We start from the raw sequence: 20,542 nt of genomic DNA, 5'->3' as shown, positions 1-20,542 counted from the left end.
AGCCCTTTCTCAGCCTTCTTGGTCCTCTTGGTAGGCCATAATAATTTTTTGCACCAGCGAATGGCGGACGACATCCTGCTCGGCGAACGTAATGAAGCCGATCTCGTCGATGTGCCGCAAAATGCGCTCGGCCTCCACCAGCCCCGACGATTTGCCGCGCGGCAGATCGATCTGCGTCACATCGCCGGTGATGACCATCTTGGAGCCGAAGCCGAGCCGGGTCAAAAACATCTTCATCTGCTCGGGCGTCGTATTCTGCGCTTCGTCGAGAATGATGAACGAATCGTCGAGCGTTCTGCCGCGCATATAGGCGAGCGGCGCAATCTCGATCAGCCCCCGCTCCAGCGATTTCGCGACCTGATCGGGGCCGAGCACGTCGTTAAGAGCATCATACAACGGCCTCAAATACGGGTCAACCTTCTCCTGCAAATCGCCCGGCAGGAAGCCCAGGCTTTCGCCCGCTTCCACCGCGGGACGGGTCAGCACGATCCGCTTCACGCGGTTCTCCTTCAGTGCCGCGACGGCCAATACGACGGCGATATACGTCTTCCCTGTGCCGGCGGGACCGATGCCGAAGACGATATCCTTCTTGCGAATAGCCTGCACATACTGCTTCTGGCCGATCGTCTTCACGCGCACCGGCTTACCCTTATAGGTGACGGCGATTTCTCCCTTGAACAGCTCAAGCAGCTGCTCGACCGCATGCTGCCTGGACAGCTCGAGGGCGTATAACACATCCCGCTCGGCCAGCGTATACTGATTGCGGATCAGGGCCAGGAGCACCTCGAACAGCTCCTTCAGCCTGCCCGTTTCCTTGGCGTCGCCCTGAATGACGAGCTCGGCGTCGCGGGTATAAATCTTCGCCTCCGTCTCCTGTTCAATCAGCCGCAAAAACTTGTCCTGCGGGCCGAACAGGGCCAGCCCCTCTGCCGTGTTGTGCAAAGCCACTCTCACCGTTGTCGCTTGATCCATCAACAGCCGCTCTCTCCTCCAAAAAATAATGTCTATAAGTTCGCACGCTTGCTTCAGGGCTGCGGAACGATCGGCTGCTCGGCAGCAATCGATTCTTCCACCTCCAAATGCACTTCCATATAAACTTTACCATTCTCCGTCTTTTCATGCAAAATCTTTTCTCCGACGACCCGCGCGCCCTCGCCTGCGACAGCCAAAATTTCCGACTTCGCCCGCTCGAGCCCGATCGCCCTGGCCTCCGCCGGATCGAGCGGCTGCTCGGCCATTCGGGTCTCCAGCACCTTTTCGCTGATCCAACCAAGCGGCAGTCTGTAGTTTCGCCACTGCAGCGCCTTTCGCTCCTGAATGGCTTCGAACTGCTCGAACGCCAGCTTTCCGTAGCCCGTCACCTGCAGGGCGCGGTTGCCGAATACGAGATAGAACCGTTTTTTCTGCTCGCCGGTATATACCTTGTACTGCAGCGTCAGCGGCACCTCGATTTTCGGCGCATACCAGACGATCCCTCTCACTTCGCCGCTGGCGACGACCGTCTGGCTGTTCTGCTCGTCCCCCAGCACGCCGGAAATAAGCACGTCCCCTTGCCGGACATATGTATTCGGCCGCACGACGGGCCTTCCCTTCTCGGCGATAATTTTCGTGACAAGCCCGCTTTTGGCAGCGACCAAATTTCGGGGACTGAGCAACGGCTTCGTTTCCGGCACGGTAGCTTCCACCAGCTTGATCACGACGTGCGTGCCGCGCATCTCCACGCCGATCCACGCTGTGCCCGGAAGCCGGCTTTGCAGCTTGCGCGCCAGCTGCTCCTCGTCCGGGAGCCGGAACTTCCATTGGAGCTTGTACACCCCTTCGCTGCGGGCGGCCTGCAGCACCGCGTCGGTCGATATGCGCTCGTTCCCTTCCACCCTCACCTGCCACACCAGCGAGGTAAGCAAGTACAAGCCGACGATGAACCCGGCCAGGCCGACGACGAAAAACTTGCGTTTCTCCAGTTTGTCCAACAAAAAGGGAAGGCCGAACCGCTTGACGACATGAATGCGGCAGCCTGTCTCTTTCAGCAGCGGCCGCATGCGAAAAAAATCGCCGACCACCACGTTCATCTCCGCCCGGTCCTCCGCCGTATAGCGAATATCCCGCACATACATCCGCTGCTGAATCATCCGGTTGATTAATTGCTCGAGTCCGCGTCCCCTTACTTCGACAAGCACATAGCCCCGCACGCTTTGAATCCAAGAATGACTCACGTTCGCTTCCCCCTCCGGTTCTAAGGAATATACTTGATATCGTGGATAACGCCTTCGACGAATACTTCCTCGGTCAATATCGCCCGCAGGACCAGATCCTTGCCCGCTATTTCCAGCTGTCCCTTGGACAGCGCCAGCTTCAGCGCTTCGTTCGAAAATTCGATCACCCCGCGGTGATTCTCGATATATAGCTGCACATTGCCGATCATCGTCACGCGCGGCAGATCGGAAACGACATCCTGAGGCAGGTCGAGCAGTTTGGCGGTCCATTGATTGATTTTGCGGGTTAGGCTGCGCATACGTTACCTCCCCAGTGCGAATATGCCTACAGCAGGCTATTTACACCATATGCGCCGGGATGCGGATTTATGAGCGGGACGAGGCTTGCCCGGCGTTCACGCATCGATGCTTCGGACGGGACGCCGCGGCGCGAGGGGGGAGCCGGAAGCAGGGCAGCGCGATGAGAGCAGGAGCTTGCGCGAACAGGGCAAATGAACGCTGGCGGCGGCAATTCGCCGCAGGCGGCCTTGAGGGCCGCGCGGGGCTTGTGAGGCGGGAGGGACTAGCCGGAGACTGGCTTCAGCTTGTTTGCAGCGAGGGCGACTTGCCGGAGACTGGCTTCAGCTTGTTTGCAGCGAGGGCGACTTGCCGGAGACTGGCTTCAGCTTGTTTGCAGCGAGGGCGAACGACCGGCAGGAGCGGAGCGATGCAGGGGGGCATACGGCTGCAGCAGCGGGCCCTAAGCGGAGAACGGCGAAAAGTCGCAAATCGTTTTAGGCAGTTAACATGCGGTGTCAAGGCTGTCCGGACGGACGGATCTCATGCGGGTAGATGGTTTGCGGCATAGCGCAGCGGGAACGTGTGAGGTGAGCAAAAGCAAAGCCATAGAGATGCCGCAGCTCCTCGGGAGCCATCGGACGCTACCGGCGATGCGACCGCCGGCATAATAAGCAAGCCGTCCCGCTGGCTGTATGCCAACCTTCGGGACGGCTTGCTGGATCGCCGGCATTGCCCCGCCGGCGGTGTGCGATGCCGGCGGCGTTCAGCGCCGGTAAGGCCGCTTGGCCCGCGGCGGGCCGAAAATTTCGGCCCACATCATGCCGCGGGCGGCGTCGCCGGGGCTGATGCGCCCGAGCGGGCCGGGCGAAGCGGCTGCAGGCTGCCGGGGGCGCGCGGCTTGCGCCTGCGGCCGATGCTGCGCCGCAGCAGCCGGCGCTGCGCTATCCGCCGCCGGGCGGCGCGGCGGCTCCGCCGGCGCAGAGGCCGCCGCAGCGGCTTGGCGCGGCTCTGCAGCGGCGGGGGCAGCCTGCGGCCTGGAGGCAGGCTGCGGCGCGCCGGTGCCCGGCCCTGCCGGCCAGCCGCCGGAGTCGCCGCCGAACGGCGGCATGCCGCCGGCGGGCTTGGCCGGCTGCCCCTTATGCGGGTCGGCCGGCTTGGCGCCGCCCGGCGATTTGATCTTGCCGGCCAAGCTGGTTACAACAACGTATAGAATGACAAGAAGGTACCAGTTGTCCAGCACCAGCTCGATGAGTTTCACGCTTCACCCCTCCTTCCGTACGTTCCCGGGACTTTAAGCATCTTCTCCATCCTTGGAGGAATCGCCGCCCAGCTTGCCGAACGTGCTGCGCATTTGCGTATCCGCATCGATGTTTTTGAGGTTCATGTAATCCATGACGCCGAGCTTGCCGCTGCGAAGCGCGTCGGCCATAGCGAGCGGAACCTGCGATTCGGCCTCGACGACCTTCGCCTTCATCTCGACGACGCGCGCCTTCATCTCCTGCTCCTGGGCAACGGCCATGGCGCGGCGCTCCTCCGCTTTCGCCTGGGCGATCTGCTTGTCGGCTTCCGCCTGTTCGGTTTGCAGATAGGCGCCGATGTTTTTGCCCACGTCCACGTCGGCGATATCGATCGACAAAATTTCAAAAGCGGTTCCCGCATCCAGACCTTTGCCAAGCACCGTTTGCGAGATCGAGTCGGGGTTTTCCAGCACATCTTTGTGCGAGCCGCTGGAGCCGACCGTCGTGACAATGCCTTCGCCGACGCGGGCGATAATCGTCTCTTCGCCGGCGCCGCCGACCAGGCGGTCGATGTTGGCGCGGACAGTCACCCTGGCGATGACCTTGACCTCGATGCCGTCCTTGGCGACGGCCGATACGATCGGCGTCTCAATGACGCGCGGGTTAACGCTCATCTGCACGGCTTGCAGTACATCGCGCCCGGCCAGATCAATCGCCGCAGCGCGGGCGAATTCCAGCTGAATGTTGGCCCGATGGGCAGCGATCAGCGCATTGACGACGCGGTCGACGTTCCCCCCGGCCAAGTAGTGGCTTTCCAGCTGATTGATCGACAAATCCATGCCCGCCTTCGTCGCTTTGATAAGCGGATTGACGATGCGGCTCGGGATAACCCGGCGCAGCCTCATGGCCACCAGCGTAATGATGCCGATGCGGACGCCGGACGCCAGCGCCGATATCCACAGCATCACCGGGAAAAAGCTAAAGAATACGGACAGCGCCACAATAGCGATGGCCACGATGATCAGGAAATAAATTGTTTCCATACCCAATTTTACATTCCCTCCTTGGAATCTTGGTGCAGCTCGCGAACGACGATCCGAGCTCCTTCTACCTGAATCACTTCAACCGGACGCCCGGCCGCGATGAACTCGCCCGCCGTAACGACGTCGATCCGCTCGTCTCCGAGCAGCGCCATGCCGGATGGGCGCAATGGCGTTAGCGCCTTGCCCGTGCGTCCGACCAATTCGCTGCGCGGCTTGAACGAATTGAAGCCTTCCTCCGATGTAAGCCGCTCGCGCAAAATAAATCGGTTCCAGACGCCCCGGCGCTTGAATATTTTGACGAAAATCATCACCGTCACCAGAGCGATCAGCGAAGCGACGGTCAAGCTAAGCGCCGCCCTTCCGGTATCCTGGGCTGCCATGACAACGCCGCCAATCAGCCCCAAGGTGCCCAAAATGCCTAGAATACCGAAGCTGGGCACGAAAATTTCGAGCACCAGGAGCAGCACCCCGCCGACGAACAGGGCGATGGCCTCCATTCCCGCCAAGCCGGAGATAAAATGCCCGAAGAAATAGAGCCCGAAACCGAGCAGACCGAGAATGCCCGGAACGCCGAAGCCAGGGACGAACAGCTCGATGGCGACGCCCGCCAGCCCGATAATCAGCAGCAGCGTCGCAACCCACGGCTGCGTCAGAAATCTAGCCAGCTTCTCCGCCGCGCTCGGCTCGAGCGATACGACCGGATGACCGCTTGCTCCCGCAAAATCGATAACCTGATCCAGCGTTTCGGCAACCGTCTCCGCGTATCCCACCTTCAAAGCTTCCTGCGCCGTCAGAGATACGATCTCGCCCTTCTGCACGGTGCGCCCGATTTCCGGCATGTCTACAACGATATTTTTGTCGGCCATGCCTTCCGCAATAAGCGGGTTGCGGCCGCGCAGCTCTGCCGCTCCGCGCATCTCACTTGTCCAATGGGCCAAGACCTTCGGATTTTCCACCTCCGCTCCGGCGATGTCGACAACCGCCGCCGCTCCCATCGTGCTGCCCGGCTCCATGGCGATCCGGCCCGCGTTCAACGCAATATAGCTTCCCGCCGAAACGGCCCGTCCATGCACATAGGCCACCGTCGGGATGGAGCTATTGCTGATCAGCTGCCCGATGTTCTCCGCGGCCTCGACTTCCCCGCCCAACGTATTGATATCCAGCACGATAAGCATTGCGCTCATTTCTTCCGCTTCGCGGAAAGCCCGCTGCATGAAGCTGTAAAGCCCCGTGTTGATCGTCTGATGCACGGGTATGACGACAACGGGCGCCGATTGCGCCACCGAAGCAGGCGCGGATTCGGCCTTAGCCATACCGCCGAACGGCAGCAGAGCTGCAAGCAACAGGCAAGCCAGCCATACACAAATGACGATCCGGAAACGACTTCCCTGCCAAGAAGCCGATACCTGGCAATGTCTTTCCCGCATACGATTTCACCCCCTTGCAATAAGAAAAACGTCTATCGACGTCCATTCAAAGATGAGCGACCGCGGTTTAGCGGTAGTTTTCCCTGGTACAGAAAGTCGCACTTTGCTTGAACGTTTAGCGAAGGTGAACTTTCTGTCACGATAAAAAACATGCGCTTTCCCTTAACTGCTCAACTTCGGAGAGTCGTACAATGTTTAATACGCAGAAACGGCCGATTTGATTCAAAAAAAAAAAGAAAACACCCCTTGTACAAGGAGTGTTCCCTGACCGAACTATGACAAAGACTGCTGGACAAGCTGATTGACCAGCTTGCCGTCCGCCCGTCCCTTGACCTTCGGCATTAAAGCGCTCATGACTTTGCCCATTTCCGCCTTGGAAGAAGCTCCCACTTCTTGGATGGTCTGCAATACAATGGCTTTTACTTCTTCTTCCGTAAATTGCTGCGGCATATATTCCATCAAAATCGCAATTTCTTGCTTTAAATTTGCCGCTAATTCATCGCGGCCTGCTTTTTCAAATTCCTGGAGGGAATCTTTGCGCTGTTTGATCTCGCGACTCAAGACGTCAAGCTCTTCATCTTCGGATAAGGTTTTACGTTGATCAATCTCAAGATTCTTGATCGCTGCACGAACCATACGGATTACGGAGAGTTTAAACTTGTCTTGACTCTTCATCGCAAGCTTCATGTCTTCATTCAATCTGTCGCTTAAGCTCATGATAAGCCTCCTAGAACTTTCTCTTGCGAGCAGCCTCAGACTTCTTCTTGCGCTTGACGCTTGGCTTTTCGTAATGCTTGCGTTTCTTCACTTCTGCCAATACGCCATCTTTCGCGATGGAACGCTTAAAGCGACGAAGTGCAGCATCTATCGTTTCGTTCTTGCGAACTCGAGTTTCTGACACCAGTTTTCCCTCCCTCCGAACGACCGTCCAAGACGAAAAAAAGACATTCATCAAGCTCCATTATAGGCGAAAACAAAACGACGTGTCAACTGAATACGAAGCAAAAACGAACCTCGCAGCCGGCCGCCCCTTCGCCTGGATCACGCCCCGGCAAGCAGCGGGCCGAGCGGCTTGCCTCCTAACAGATGATAGTGAATGTGGAACACGATTTGACCGCTGTCCTTGCCGCAATTGTTCACCAGACGGTAGCCGCTTTCGGCGATCCCCAGCTCGGCGGCAATATGTTGCGCGGCCCGGTGCACCTCTCCGAGCAAATGCCAGTCTTCCTGCTGCACATCATTCATAGAAGCGATATGTTTTTTCGGAATAATCAAAATATGTACGGGCGCCGCAGGCTGAATGTCATGAAAAGCGACAACATGCTCGTTTTCGAACACTTTTTTCGAAGGAACGGAGCCCTCGACAATTTTGCAAAAGATGCAATCCATGCTTATCCTCCCCGAAATAGTTTACTTTCTATATAAATAATATACATGACTTGCTTCCAAAAGGAAAATATCGGCTTAAACGGCCATTCTCAAATATAAACCCGCCTATGACGAGCGATTCCTGTCGTCATCGGTCGTCACCTTCGGTGTTGAAATTTTGTCGGCGTATACCGCCAAATTTTCAAGATAGACTCACGGTCTAATTTCGTCATATAATACATGAGAGAGGTACGCGTCAGCAGACGCTTCCCGAACGCGAGAAGGAGATTCGATCGTCATGAGCAGCCGTTCCATGCGCGAAGCGACGCAGAAAAAACGGGAATACATGATGGAAGTCGCGCTCCGTTTGTTTGTGGAACGGGGCTACGAGCAGGTGTCGGTGGACGACATCATCGGGGCCACCAATACCTCCAAAGGCACATTCTATCATTATTTTAAAGGCAAGGATGAAATATTGCAGGAAATTCCCCGCAGGCAGTGCGCTGTCATTCGCGAATGGGCAAGCATCCCCCCTTCCCGGGTGCCGTCGCTGGAAAGCCATATCAACGCTCTGCTGCTCGATCTGGCCGAACAGCTGCGCGGCCGCCCGAAGCTGCTGCGCAGCATATTGGCGCTGTCGCTGCAGCAGGAAAGCCTCCGCAGCGCCCTCGAGGAAGAGCAGCGGCTGATGCACGAAAGCTTGCTGCGCTGGTTACCGGAGCCCCACAAGGTGCGGATGCTGACGACAGTATATACGGGCTCGCTGCTCTATTGGAGCACGCATCCGGGTGAGGACTTGACGGAGCTGATGCGCCGGCAGCTGGCCTGGGCCTGGTCGGGAATCCGAACGAATCAATCGATCGAACCGGTGGATTGGAAGCCGGAAGCGAAAGGAGCTACTCAAATGAAGGTTGCCGTTATTGGAGGAGGACTTGCCGGTCTTACCGCGGCGGCATATTTGTCAGAGCAAAGCGGCGTGGAAGGTGTCGTGTTCGAGAGAAGTCCGCAGCTTGGCGGACGCGCGTTTACTTACGAAAAGGCGGGATTTACGCTGAACTACGGCGCTCATGCAGTCTATGGCATCGACCGTCACGAGCTGTCGCGCATGGAGAAAGAGCTTGGCCTGTCCTTCAGCTCGCGGCAGGTCGACAAGCGGAAGGTGCTGTATTTCAAAAACGGCCAGTTGACGGAAGCGCCGCTCGATTTCGTCAATCTGATGAAAACGGAGCTGCTGAACACGAAGCAAAAAGTGCGCTTCGTCGGCGAAATTGCCGCGATTATCGCCAATATTCACCACGTCAAAAATTTCGCGACATTGGGCGACTATTTGGCCCATTCCGATGCCGACGAAGACGTCAAGGAGCTGTGGGAGCATCTCGTCTGCTCGAACTTCTTCATTACGCCCGAAGAAGCCCGCAAGGTGCCCGGCGAGGAAATCAGCCGCTATTACCATAACCTGTTCCTGTCCAGCCGTCCCGTCAACTACGTGCTCGGAAGCTGGGCCGTCATTACGAACCAGCTGAAGCAAAAAATCGAAACGTCGGGCCGATGGAACATTGCGCTGCGGGAAGGCGTCGATGAAATCCGGTATGCCGACCGCCAGTTTATTTTGAAGACGAAATCGCAGGAGTCGGCGTTCGACCGGGTCGTATTTGCGATGCCGGTACAGCAGGTGTGCAAGCTGCTAAAAGGCACGCCCTGGGAGCCGTTCCTTGCCCCGTACGAAAACAATACCGCGACAGAGGTCATGGTCTACGATGTCGGGCTGCGCAAGGTCGTCGCCCGGCCGTTCAGCTATATCAGCGATATGGACAACAAGCTGTTCATCACCGACGTATCCGCCACAGACCATACGCTCGTTCCCGAAGGGGGCCAGCTGCTGCAGGGCATCGCTTACTTGAACGATAACTTTGCGGACGAGAGCGATCGAAAGACGTATTTGGAAGATCGGACGAACCAGATGGAGTCGCTGTTCGACAAGTACTACCCCGGCTGGAGAGAGGAAACGGAAGTGAAGCGGGTATCGAAGAAAGCGATGGTATCGAGCGTCAAAAACATCGTCAGCAACCGGCTGCTGCCGACGCGCGTGGAAAATGTGCCGTTTTACTTCTGCGGCGACGGCTGTCAAGGCAAGGGCGAGCTGGCGGAACGCGCGTTCTCCAGCGCCAGGAAGGCTGCGATGGCCATTGTTCAAGAGCTGCAGCAGCAGGAGCGGCTGCGCGCCTGACCGCTTCAGAGCAGCTTTGCAAGCCATGCTCCAAGCCCGCGCGCCAACGCGGCGAGCGCCGTCAGCAGGCGGTGAAACCACCCCGGTTCCGGAATGGAACCGGGGTTGCTGCGTCCCGCAGCTTGGCCCGCAGCAGTTGCGGGCGCTTCCGCTTCCGCTGCGGAAGCCGCTTCGCTCTCCGCCACAGCGGAGGCTCCTGCGGGCGCGGCGGAGGAGCCGGCCGCGGATGAACGCAGCTTTGCCTCCTCATCCTGCAGCGTGATCCGCACGGTCCGGCTGCGCCCGTCCCATTCGACCGAGCCGCCGAACGCTTCCCCCACGAACCGGGCCGGCACCATCGTAAAGCCGCCGACAAGCTGAGCCGGCGCTTCGAGCTCGATGGGCCGGCCGTTCCGGTATGCCGTCCGGCTGCCGATCTGCAGCGTAATCTGCGCTTCTCCTTTGCGAGCGGCGATCGTCTTCGTCGCGGCATCCCACTCGACTTCGGCGCCCATCGCTTCGAAGACGGCTCTTAGCGGCGCCAGCGTGCTGCCATCCTGAACTATCGGCGGCTGATCGAACGCGATCGCCTTTCCGTTCACTTCGACAGATACGCGGGACGATAACGGGAAGCGGCGGAGCGCTTTTTCCTCGCCCGCTTGATCGAACACCTTGATCTCCAGCACGGAGCCTTCCGGCACGTCCCCGGCTTGCAGCTCGATGCCGTACGGAAGCTCGGTTTGCTCGGCCAGCAGCTTGCCGTTGAGGCGGTATTCGATTTTGCCGATATAAACCTCGGGGATTTTGACAAAAGGCGTAATTTTCGTCGATTGCGCGAACGACTCCCCGGCAGCGAGCGGCACATGGCCGATCCCGTCCTGCGGGCGCGCTCCCTGCTCGACCTTCGTCAAATAAAACGGAGATGCGATCATCCGTTTGTAGAGCGCAAGCATCTCTTCGTTATCCTGAAGCAAGTAATTGTTTTTGGATTCCCGCATTTCCAGGTTGACGTTAAAATAAGTGATCGCCTTCAGCCGCGGATATTTGGCCGGCATCACCTCGTACAGCCGCTGAAGGTTCATCAGGCCGTACTCCGCGAACGACTCGCCGGTCATATTCGCCCGGTGCGAGACGGCCGTTTCGCTGATCATCAAGGGCTTGCGATCGGCATAGGTCTTGTACAAATAATCGAGCCTTTCGACAGGCGACGTGGCGAGCATGCTGCCCTGCGCCGGGTCGCCGTTCTCGTAAGGCGACGTGTACATACTGACCCCTACCCAATCGACGTATTCGTCGCCCGGATAATAGGCGTCGATCGAATACATCGGAACGTCCCCCGGACTCCACACCATGGCGACGTTCGGCGCTTCCCGCTCCATAATATCGTGAACTAGACGGAACTTTTCGATATATAGCGCCGGATCGCCGTGCCATACGACCCATGCTCCGTTCATTTCGCTGGCGTAGCGCAGAAAGATCGGGATGCCTGCGGCCTTCGCTTCCTTGGCCCATGCCGTAACGACCTCTTCAGTCACGGCCTCGAGGCCGCCTTCCGGCTCCCAGCCGATTTGCAGCGCGGCGACGGCCTCCTTGGCCCTGGCCGCATGCTGCCGCGGAAACGGCTTGCCGACCTGCGTGTATGCCAAATACATGGCGTGGTTTTTGCCATATATCGATTCCGAACGGGTATAGTAATTGCCCATCTTCGGATCAAGCTCCGAGTACATGCCGATATAAAGGCCATACTCCGGCTCGAATTTGGCCAGCTTCGCCGCCGACGAGGCGGCTTGCCGGCGCAGCGTCTCCGACTCGCCTACGGTCATGTAAGCCTCCACGATCGTTCGCAGCTGATCGGCCCGCTGCAGATCGACTGCGCCCCAGTCTTTTCCAAGCTTCAGCCAATATTCGTTCTCCAGCTCGTAATAATGGATCGCCTGCTCGTAGTCGCGCACGCTATCGTAATATTGATTCAAGCGGCCGGAGAAAAGCGCCGCATTCTCCCATTCGCCGGCGGAGGCATAATGCTCGACGAGAAATTTCCAATGCGGTACCGCCTCGGCGGGTTTTCCGCCAGCTACGGCCGCGTCCGCCGCCTTCCAGCGGTCCCAAATGGCGTCGGCCTGCGCTGGCAGCGGCGCAAGGGACGACGCCAGGAGGACCGACGCGGCAGCGCATAAGATCAGCCGTCTGAGCGCCATGCCGGCCGCGAAAAACGGACGAGTCCGGCCCCCCTGCGCCGGGCGGGCTCCGATGTCGTGATTCAACGTTGTTGCCTCCTCGCAAACGGCCTGCGCAGCAAGCCGCATGTTCCTCTTTAATAATGTACATACGCCGCGGCCCGGACAAGTATGCCAAGTCACAGCTCGACGATATGCGAACCGTCGAACAAATAAATGAATTTGCCGATGACAGGGCGCTTCCAGATCCGTTCGACCGCCCGGGCGTACAGCTCCAGCTGGAGCCGATAGCCTTCGGCGATCGATTGCGGGGAGCGGCCTTTCAGCTGATCGGTCTTATAGTCGAGCAGCACCAGCCCGCTCTCTTCCTCGAACACGCAGTCGATGACGCCCTGCAGCATGATGACATCGACGGTTTCCGGTCCTGCCCGCAATCCGTAAACATCGGATGCGGGCAAGCCGAAGCTGAAAGGCACCTCCCGGCGCACCTGGCGCGCTCCGACGAGGCGAAGCCCCAGCTCCGTGCGGAAGAACGCGGCGATCGCAGCCGCATCCACGGCATCCTGTTGCTCCTCTGTCAGCAGCTCCCGCTCGACCATCCGCTGAAGCGTCGCGTGTACGGTCTCCTCCGTAGGAGGCGGATCGAGCGGAATATGCTGCATGACCGAGTGGAAGACGGTGCCCCGCTCGGCTGCCGTCATCTTCCGCTGCTCCAGGAACCGCGGCCGGCGCACGATCGCCGGGCGGTACTCCGCAGCGGCCTTCGCCGGCCCGGATTGCCCTGGCGCGGAATTGGAACCGCCCCCGGCAGCGGCAACGCCTTCCCGCGCCTTCGGCTGTGCCGGCGATCCGGCCAGTTTCAGACCCCCGGGCAGCAGCAGCCCGCCTTCCGGCAGCGCCAGGTCGGCATCGCCTCCCTCCGACAGCGAAGCCATCAGCTTGTGATGCTCGGACAGCCGTTTCAGCTCGGTGACGGACGTTTTGGACAGCATGCCGGATGCCGCCTCGTACGGATACGTCCAGGACAGCCTGCGCCATATCTCATGCTCCCAGCGCTCGGTCTCGTCCACCGGCTCCAGCCGCAGCACCGACTGCAGCCGCTCGTCCAGCGCATCGCCGGCAGCGGCCGCTTCGCTCAAGGCGGCGAACTGCTCCGGGCGGACGATGCGCACCGTCCATATGGAAGGATCGCCTGCCGCCAGCCGCAGTCCGCCTGCCGCCATGCCGCCGGCAGCCCGCAGCGGCTGGCCTTCGGGATGGCGCACGAGCGCGGGGCCGATCCAATCGAGGTAGCATTTTGCGGCCGCGATTGCATCGTCGGGCAGGGCGGGCCCCTCATGATTCGCGAACCGCTCCCAGGCGGAAAACTGCCGGCCGGCATCTTTGACGGTCGCGATCAAATACAGCTTCTCCCGGGCCCGGGTCAGCGCGACATAGAGCACCCGCATTTCTTCGGCCAGCGTCTCCAGCTCGATTTTGCGGCGAATCGCCAGCCACGGCAGCGTAGGGTAGCTGACGCGGGTATCGGCCTCGAGCAATTTAGGGCCGAAGCCGAGCTCCCTGTGCAGCAGGAAGGACGCCGTCAAATCGCGGCGGTTGAACGATTTGGCCAGACCGGCCGCGAAGACGACGGGAAATTCCAGCCCTTTGCTCTTATGAATGGTCATGATGCGCACGACGTCCTCCTGCTCCCCGAGCGCCCGCGCGGTGCCGAGGTCGCCGCCGCTGTCTTGCATCCGCTCCACAAAGCGCAGGAAGCGGAACAGCCCGCGGAATGACGTCGCTTCGTACTGCCGGGCGCGGTCATACAGAGCGCGCAGGTTGGCTTGCCGCTGAATGCCGCCGGGCAATCCGCCGACGAAATCGAAGTAACCCGTCGTCCGGTAAATACGCCAGATCAGTTCGGCCAACGAGCCTTGACGCGCCTCCATGCGCCACAGCTTCAGCTGCTCGAGGAAGCGGCGCAGCTTGGCGCGCAGCAAGCCGTGCGCGTCGTCCCGGGCGGCCGTCTCAGCCGGAATGGCCACGGTTACCGGCGCGCCGGTTTGCCCCGGGCTGTCGCTCGCCGCTAAAGCTCCATCCTGCTCCGCCGGTGCCCCGCTCCCCTCTGCCGCTGCCAGGCCAACCTCTGCCTCCGGCCCTGCGGCAGCTAGTAGTCCGCTATCGCCTTCCGGCCCGCCACCGGTATGCGAATCGTCGGCCTGCGGGCGACCGCCGCTCTGCGGGCTGCCGTCGGCCCGCAGGTTGCCGTCGGACTTCGAGTGGCCGTCGGCCTGCAAGTCGCTGTCTTTCTCCGCTCCGGCCCGGACGAACTTCCTCACCGCATCGTAGTAGGCGCCGCCAGGGCTGGCCGACCGAATAAGCGCCAGCTCCTCCGCGCTGCACCCCACAATCGGCGAGCGCAACACCCCCGCCAGCGGAATGTCCTGATACGGGTTGTCGATCAGCTTCAGCAGCGACAGCATCACCTGCACCTCGATCGCCTCGAAGTAGCCGGTGCTAAGCTCCGCGTACGCGGGAATGCCGACCCGCTTCAGCTCCTCGATCAGCACCGGAGCCCACTGCTGAGTGGCGCGCAGCAAAATGACGATATCGCGGAAGGCGATATCTCTCATCCCTTTGGCGTCCTTATCGAATACCTGAAAGCGGCGCCCGCCGTCCATGCCGGTCAGCTCGCGAATCCGCGCCGCGATGAGCCGCGCCTCCAGCTGCGCCGTCTCCAGCTCCTTCAGCTCCGCCGCGGGATCGAACCCGGAGGTCTCGTCTTCCCGGCCCTCCCCCGCTTCGACCGCGCGCGGCTCTGCTTCCGAATCGGAATCGGCAGACGAGCGGTCGATCACAATCAGCTCAGGCGCCCATCTTCGTTCGTCTCCGGCATCCTCGGGATAGTATGCGGCCCCGAAAACGAGCTCCGCCTGCCCATCGTAATCGATCTCGCCGACTTTTTCCCGCATCACCTGCCGAAAAATAAAGTTCGTTCCGTCGGTCACCTGCCTGCGGCTGCGGAAGTTGCGGGCCAGATCGATCCTCGCTCCCGGTTCGCCGCCTCCCGGCACGAACGCTTTGTATTTCTCCTGAAACAGGGTCGGTTCGGCCAGCCGAAAGCGATAGATGCTCTGCTTCACATCGCCGACCATGAACCGGTTGCCAGGCGACGAGCGGGAAATGAGCGCAACGATCGCCTCCTGCACGCGGTTCGTATCCTGGTACTCGTCGAGCAGCACCTCGGCGAACTGCTCGCGGTATTCCAGCGCCTCGGCGGAAGGAACAAGCCGCCCCGACTCTTCGCCTTCCACACGCAAAATGTGCAGGCAATAATGCTCGAGATCGGCGAAATCGACCAGCCGCTTGTCCCGCTTCACTTCGCGAAACTTGCAGTCGAACGTCTCGACGAGCTTAACCAGCGCGTCCATCAGCGGCGCCATCGCTTTAAGCTCTTCGTCGAACTGCTCCGCCGTCCGGCCGAACAGCTCCTCCTTCAGGGCGGCGAGCTTATCCTTGGCGTCGCTGCGGAGCTCCTTCACCTTCTCCTGCAGCTCCTTGTCGTATTGATCGCCTCGGCATGCCTTCAGCTTGCCGAAGCCGGCTCCTTGAAACGCGTGGTACAATTGCTCCCACGTTCCTGCCCCGCACCTCTCCTGCAAATAGGCGATCGTCTGCAAATCGTCCTCCAGCGTCGCGGCATAAGGCTCCGGTCCGCCGGGAAGACCGGTCAGACGAAGCGCGTCCGCAAGCAGCGCCTTGACGCCCTCCAGCGTCAGCTCGAGATGGCGGCGCAGCTGCGGGGTCCACGGATCGTCCTCCGTCAGCCCGCGGGCGAACGCCTCGGCCGCCTCGCGCAGCCACAGCCGGGGCCAAGGGTGGCTGCGGCTGAAGTCGTATACGCGCTGAACCAGGGCGAACAAGGCGTCGTCGTTTTTGTCGCCGCTGAACATGTCCGCCAGCCGCCAGAAGCCGCCCGTTTCGCCCTCGGCCCCGTACTCCTCCTCGAACAGCTCCTCCAGCACCTCCTGGCGAAGCAGCGCGATTTCCGTTTCATTGGCGATGCGAAAGCCCGGATCGAGCCCGATCTTTTGCGCATGCCGCTCGACCACTTCCAGGCAAAAGGAGTGCAGCGTCGTAATCGACGCCCGCGGCAGCAGCGCCAGCTGGCGGCGCAAATGGTCGGACGCCGGGTCCGCGGCCAGCGCCTTCTCCAGCCCTTCCGCGATCCGGTGGCGCATCTCCGCCGCGGCCGCGTTGGTGAAGGTGGCGACGAGCAGCCGGTCCACGTCGAGCGGATCGGCCGGATCGGAGATGCGCCGAATAATGCGCTCCACCAGCACAGCCGTCTTGCCCGATCCGGCCGCCGCCGCAACGAGCGACGAGCAGCCGCGCACAGCGATCGCCTCCCACTGCTCGTCAGTCCATGTCACGCCTTCAGGTTTCGGTATCCGTTCGCTCACAGGCCGTCTCCTCCTTTCGCGGCTTTACGCTGTCCGCCCGATCCTGCTCGTTCCGGCGCTTCGGCGCGCAGCGCGGCGAGCGGATCGGCGGCCGCGCCAATCGCCTCGCGCGGCAGAATGATGCCCTGCTCCGCGCCGGCGGTCTTCTGCTCCATCATCGCCCACACTTCCTCCTTGCCCAGCGAAGGCAGCAGCTTGTAGGCGTTGCCGTCCAGCTGCGTGTCGAATTGGCACACCGGCCGGAAGGCGCAGCGGTCGCAGGCCGTCTCCTGGCCAATCCGGAACGGCGCGATGTCAATCCGCCCTTCCGTCATGGACGTGCCGATCTCGCGGATCGTGCGCCTGACGTAACGGCGAATCGTGTTCCACTGCGCCTCGCTCGCTACGGATGACGTCTTGTAGAAGCTGCCGTCGGCCTTGATCGCGACAGGCAGCAGCTCCGAGCGCCCGCCGGCGTCGGCCAGGCCGCTGTCCATCAGCTGCACAATGCCGGGATTAGCCACGAGCAGCCCCTTCATCTTGAATTTTTTTTTCAGCTCGGCGTCCGCCTCTTCGGGAGTCAGCCGGTTTTTCCCGCCCAACACCGGGTTATGTACGTGGAAGTAAAGCACGCCCGCCGGCTGCGCTTCCTTCCCGAGCCAGACCGGAGCATGCGTCAGCACGACGTCCAGATACGCGAGCATTTGCAGCGACAGGCCGTAATACACCTCGGTCAAATCGAGCGGCTTCGCACTCGACTTGTAATCGATGATGCGCAGCCATGTTCCCTCTTCCGTATCCGCCCGGTCGATCCGGTCGATGCGGCCGCGCAGCTCCATGCGCACGCCGTTGTCGAGCCGGTAAGCCATCGCCGGTATCGGCTGCCCCTTGCCGAAAGCGACCTCGAGCCCGATCGGCCGGAACGCCCCGCGGCGGGCATGCACGCCGAGCATCGCCGCCGCCTTGCCGATCACCTGCTTCAGCTTGCGGGCAATGTAGCCGTAACGCTTGGAGCTGAGCAAAATTTCCCCCTGTAGCCGCGGCGCCAGCCGGTCGATCACATACGCGGCCCGCTGCTCGCACTCCTGCGGCGACAGCGCCCCCCAGTCGGCCCCGTCCCGCTCGAGGTCGTCCATGAACGACTTGAGCGCGGCGTGGAACAGCTGGCCGATATCGGGCGCGTCCAGCCGGAATATGCGCCGCTCCTTCAGCCGCAAGCCGTGCGAGACGAACTGCGAGAACGGGCACGAGACGAACCGCTCCATGCGCGACACGCTGGCCTCCAGCGTATCCCCGTACAGCAGCAGGCTCGTTTCCCGCCGCAGCGGAGCCTCGGCGTTCGCATAGGTCAGCGACTTCAGCAGTACAGACAGCGTGCCGGCCAGCTCGGGCTGGCGGGCGTACCAGTTGTACACCGACCACCAGACGCCGTTCATCGGCGTCCCCTTCATCCACTGCTTCAGGCGAACAATCAGATGAGAAAGCGCCTTGTCCGGGCTGGCGACATATTCCATCTGCTCGGTCAGCGCCGACTCCGGCGAAGGTTCCCCGAGCGCGAATCTTTCGCGCACCTTCGGAAACATCCGCTTCATCTGGCGGATGACGTCGGAAGGCAGCAGCGACTTGCCTTCCTCGTCGGCCAAAGCATAGCTCAGCCACAGCCCTTCCTGCGGCGTGCAGAAGGCGCAGTACATCAGGAACGACTCGTCCAGCAGCCTGCGCTTCGCCCCTTCGGCCAGCGGCATTCCTGCCGCGGCAAGCTGCTCCCGCTCCTGCTCGGTCAGCACGCCGCTTTCCTTTATCTTCGCGGGCAGAACGCCGTCGTTCACGCCGAGCACGAACAAATGCTTCACCTGCCCCGCGCGGGTGCGGTCCATGCTCCCGATCAGCACTTGATCGAGCGTCGGCGGCACGAGACCGAGCTTGATGCTTTCGAGACCCGTACCCACGAGGCGGGCGAACACGTCGTTCGACGCCGTCTCCTCGCCCATCAGCTCGACGAGCTGATCGAACACGTCGACGACCCGTTCCCATACCTGGGCATGCTCGCGCGCTTTCTCCGGCCGGCCCATCTGAAGCGCCTCCCGGCTCCACGCTTCCAGCCGCTCCGGGACGTTCAGCTCGGTCAGCAGCGCGTACACCGCTTCCGTCTTGTCGCGGATTCGCCGGCTTGCGCCGAGGCTTTGCTGCAGCTTGTGCAGCGGCGCCGCAACCCGGCGCCGGCAGGCGTTGATCGTTCGCAGCCATAAGGAGTCCGCGGCCGCCCCCGCTTCTTCCGCGCTCTCCAGATCGGATTGATACGTGTAATGCCAATCGTCGCGCTCTGTCCATTTGGAGCCTCGAATGCCGAAGGCGAGCACATAGTTCTCCAGCTGATCCATCGCATGCCGATCGATCCTTACGTCCCCGTCAGCCTCTTCCTTTCCGATCGGGAGGAAAAAGTCCGTTTTCACGCAGCGGAACACGGCATCGTAGGACCACTGTCCACAGACCGTCTCCAGCGCCGAGCGAATCAGCTCGATCAGCGGATGGCCCAATACGGAGCGCTTCTGATCGAAAAAGTGGGGGATGCCGTATTCCACGAACGTCACGGCCAGCAAATCGCCGTACGCCTCGATGTTGCGCACGGATATGGCGACATCCCGCCACCGCAGCCCTTCGTCGCGGACGAGCCGGAGTATGTCGCGAGCGGCAGCCTCCACTTCCGCCCGGCGATTCGCGGCAGCCGTCAAATGAACGCCGCGCAGGGGAGCCGAGCCGTCTTCGGCATCGCCTGGGTAAGGTCTCTTCACCCTGCGCCCCCATTCCCGCTCCAGATGAGCGAGCGCCGGATTGTCGCGGAACCTTGCCAGCGGATCGGCGTTCAGCTCGACCGTCGGCAGCCGTTCTACCCCGGCCTCGGCAAGCAGCTGATCCATCCGCTTCATCGTCCGCGCCGCAGGATGAAACAAATCGAGCTCATGCAGCTCCTCGCCCGCCCCGTATTCCCGATCCAGGCAGAGAGTCATGGTGACGCTGCGGCTGAACCGGGACAGCTTGTCCAGCACGGCGAATTCCTGGGGGGTAAAGCCATGAAAGCCGTCGATCCAAATATCCGCATCGCGCACATATGCGGAATGCTCGATTTGACCGGCCAGCAGCGTCAAATAATCTTCCCCGTCCAAATAGAGCCGGGACAGCTCCTGCTCAAAATCAAGATATACGACGCGCAGATCGTGCAGTTTGTCGCCCAACGGCCCGGATATCGGCAGCCTGCGGCTCTGCTCTCCCGCCAAAGCGGCAAGCTCCTCCGCCGTGACGCAGTATCTCTTCCATTCGCTGAACAGCTGATTGACATGATCGAGAAAGCCCATCTGCTCTGCCGAGGCTCCGAACAGACGCAGCTTCTCGCGGTTTTTATGTATGATCCGGTGAATGAGCAGCTTCTTGCCGGTTTCGTCGATCGGCAGCCGGGCTGTCCCGCCCGTCTCCTGCATCACCCTCCACGCCAGCCGGCGAAAGCTGAGCGCCTGGGCTCTGAGCGTCCCCCCCAGCTCCGGCGAAGAGATGAGCGCATACTCCGCCTGAAACGTCGCCTGCTCCGGCACAAGCCAGATCAGCGGCGAGCCTTCCGGGCGCATGAGCAGCTCGTTCTTGATCGCTTGCAGACAATAGTCCGTCTTCCCGCTCCCCGCTCTTCCCAGCACAAATCGAAAAGCCATCGGCCCTCACTCCAGGTTCCTATTGGTTTGTCTTCCGAGGACGGAAAAATAAGACTGCATGCTATCATTCTAGCAAAATCCGCCCGTACAGGAAAAGGAAGGTTTTGGGCCCATTATACCATACGAACAACCGTGATGGGAACATTCGTTCCATCTGTACATTCTTATCTAAACCTGAATTTCGAAAGCGCATAAGATCAATGCAAGATGCTAAAGCAATGGCGACTTAAGATGTAAAAATGTAGGAGTTTCCCATGCCTGATGGAGACGGAAGCTTGCGGCGGATGGTCTTTCCCCCTCCCCAATGAAGAGGCAGTCCTTATTTCCATGTAAAATTTTGCTATCATCATTCTAACTGCGCCACTCGAACCTCGATTCGTTTCCAGACATAACGGCTGGAAAAGTCCTTCCCAAGCTTTAGTATGACAGAGCGGCCATGCCGAATGAGCGTCGCGGCGCAATGAAA

13 protein-coding genes are annotated in these 20,542 nt (G+C 60.7%); 1 reads left to right on the top strand and 12 read right to left on the bottom strand.

The window, feature by feature from the left end; genetic code table 11:
- Window positions 1–9 precede the first annotated feature (9 nt).
- The 9 genes from F591_RS0102490 to F591_RS0102450 form a co-directional block, all read right to left on the bottom strand.
- Window positions 10–972 carry a PhoH family protein gene (locus tag F591_RS0102490; protein ID WP_019533004.1) on the bottom strand — a complete coding sequence of 321 codons (963 nt, stop codon included), beginning with the start codon at window positions 970–972 and terminating at the stop codon, window positions 10–12.
- Between the two features lie 53 nt (window positions 973–1,025).
- On the bottom strand, window positions 1,026–2,213 hold the full coding sequence (gene yqfD / locus F591_RS0102485) for a sporulation protein YqfD (protein ID WP_019533003.1): 1,188 nt from the start codon (window positions 2,211–2,213) through the stop codon (window positions 1,026–1,028).
- Window positions 2,214–2,233: 20 nt separating this feature from the next.
- The gene (yqfC, locus tag F591_RS0102480) at window positions 2,234–2,512 is read right to left on the bottom strand and encodes a sporulation protein YqfC (protein ID WP_019533002.1); all 279 of its coding nucleotides are present in this window, start codon (window positions 2,510–2,512) and stop codon (window positions 2,234–2,236) included.
- A 743-nt stretch (window positions 2,513–3,255) separates the two neighbouring features.
- A complete protein-coding gene (locus F591_RS0102475; protein ID WP_026326324.1) occupies window positions 3,256–3,750 on the bottom strand; it encodes a hypothetical protein in 495 nt (164 codons plus the stop codon).
- Between the two features lie 33 nt (window positions 3,751–3,783).
- Window positions 3,784–4,773, bottom strand: coding sequence for a flotillin-like protein FloA (gene floA, locus F591_RS0102470; protein ID WP_019533001.1), 990 nt, complete (start codon window positions 4,771–4,773; stop codon window positions 3,784–3,786).
- Window positions 4,774–4,781: 8 nt separating this feature from the next.
- Entirely contained in the window at window positions 4,782–6,200 is a 1,419-nt protein-coding gene (locus F591_RS0102465) for an NfeD family protein (RefSeq protein WP_019533000.1), read from the bottom strand.
- A gap of 273 nt (window positions 6,201–6,473) precedes the next feature.
- Window positions 6,474–6,917: a GatB/YqeY domain-containing protein gene (locus tag F591_RS0102460; RefSeq protein ID WP_019532999.1), complete on the bottom strand. Its 444-nt coding sequence runs from the start codon at window positions 6,915–6,917 to the stop codon at window positions 6,474–6,476.
- A gap of 10 nt (window positions 6,918–6,927) precedes the next feature.
- Window positions 6,928–7,101: a 30S ribosomal protein S21 gene (rpsU, locus tag F591_RS0102455; RefSeq protein ID WP_010491812.1), complete on the bottom strand. Its 174-nt coding sequence runs from the start codon at window positions 7,099–7,101 to the stop codon at window positions 6,928–6,930.
- Window positions 7,102–7,241: 140 nt separating this feature from the next.
- Complete coding sequence (locus tag F591_RS0102450; RefSeq protein ID WP_019532997.1) at window positions 7,242–7,589, bottom strand: histidine triad nucleotide-binding protein; 348 nt, start codon at window positions 7,587–7,589, stop codon at window positions 7,242–7,244.
- A 277-nt stretch (window positions 7,590–7,866) separates the two neighbouring features.
- On the opposite strand from F591_RS0102450, the gene F591_RS0102445 reads away from it, so the two are divergent.
- Complete coding sequence (locus F591_RS0102445) at window positions 7,867–9,795, top strand: FAD-dependent oxidoreductase (RefSeq protein ID WP_019532996.1); 1,929 nt, start codon at window positions 7,867–7,869, stop codon at window positions 9,793–9,795.
- A gap of 5 nt (window positions 9,796–9,800) precedes the next feature.
- Here F591_RS0102445 and F591_RS0102440 read toward each other — a convergent pair whose 3' ends face one another.
- The 3 genes from F591_RS0102440 to addB form a co-directional block, all read right to left on the bottom strand.
- The gene (locus F591_RS0102440; RefSeq protein WP_019532995.1) at window positions 9,801–12,038 is read right to left on the bottom strand and encodes a stalk domain-containing protein; all 2,238 of its coding nucleotides are present in this window, start codon (window positions 12,036–12,038) and stop codon (window positions 9,801–9,803) included.
- A 92-nt stretch (window positions 12,039–12,130) separates the two neighbouring features.
- The gene (addA, locus tag F591_RS0102435; RefSeq protein WP_019532994.1) at window positions 12,131–16,396 is read right to left on the bottom strand and encodes a helicase-exonuclease AddAB subunit AddA; all 4,266 of its coding nucleotides are present in this window, start codon (window positions 16,394–16,396) and stop codon (window positions 12,131–12,133) included.
- A complete protein-coding gene (gene addB / locus F591_RS0102430; RefSeq protein WP_019532993.1) occupies window positions 16,393–20,076 on the bottom strand; it encodes a helicase-exonuclease AddAB subunit AddB in 3,684 nt (1,227 codons plus the stop codon). Before addB ends, addA begins: the two co-directional genes overlap by 4 nt.
- Window positions 20,077–20,542 lie beyond the last annotated feature (466 nt).

The organism is Paenibacillus ginsengihumi DSM 21568 (assembly GCF_000380965.1).
In the GTDB taxonomy this organism is placed as follows: Bacteria; Bacillota; Bacilli; order Paenibacillales; family NBRC-103111; genus Paenibacillus_G; species Paenibacillus_G ginsengihumi.
Note: the sequence above shows the minus strand (reverse complement) of the source record. Positions and strands in the feature narration are given on the sequence as shown.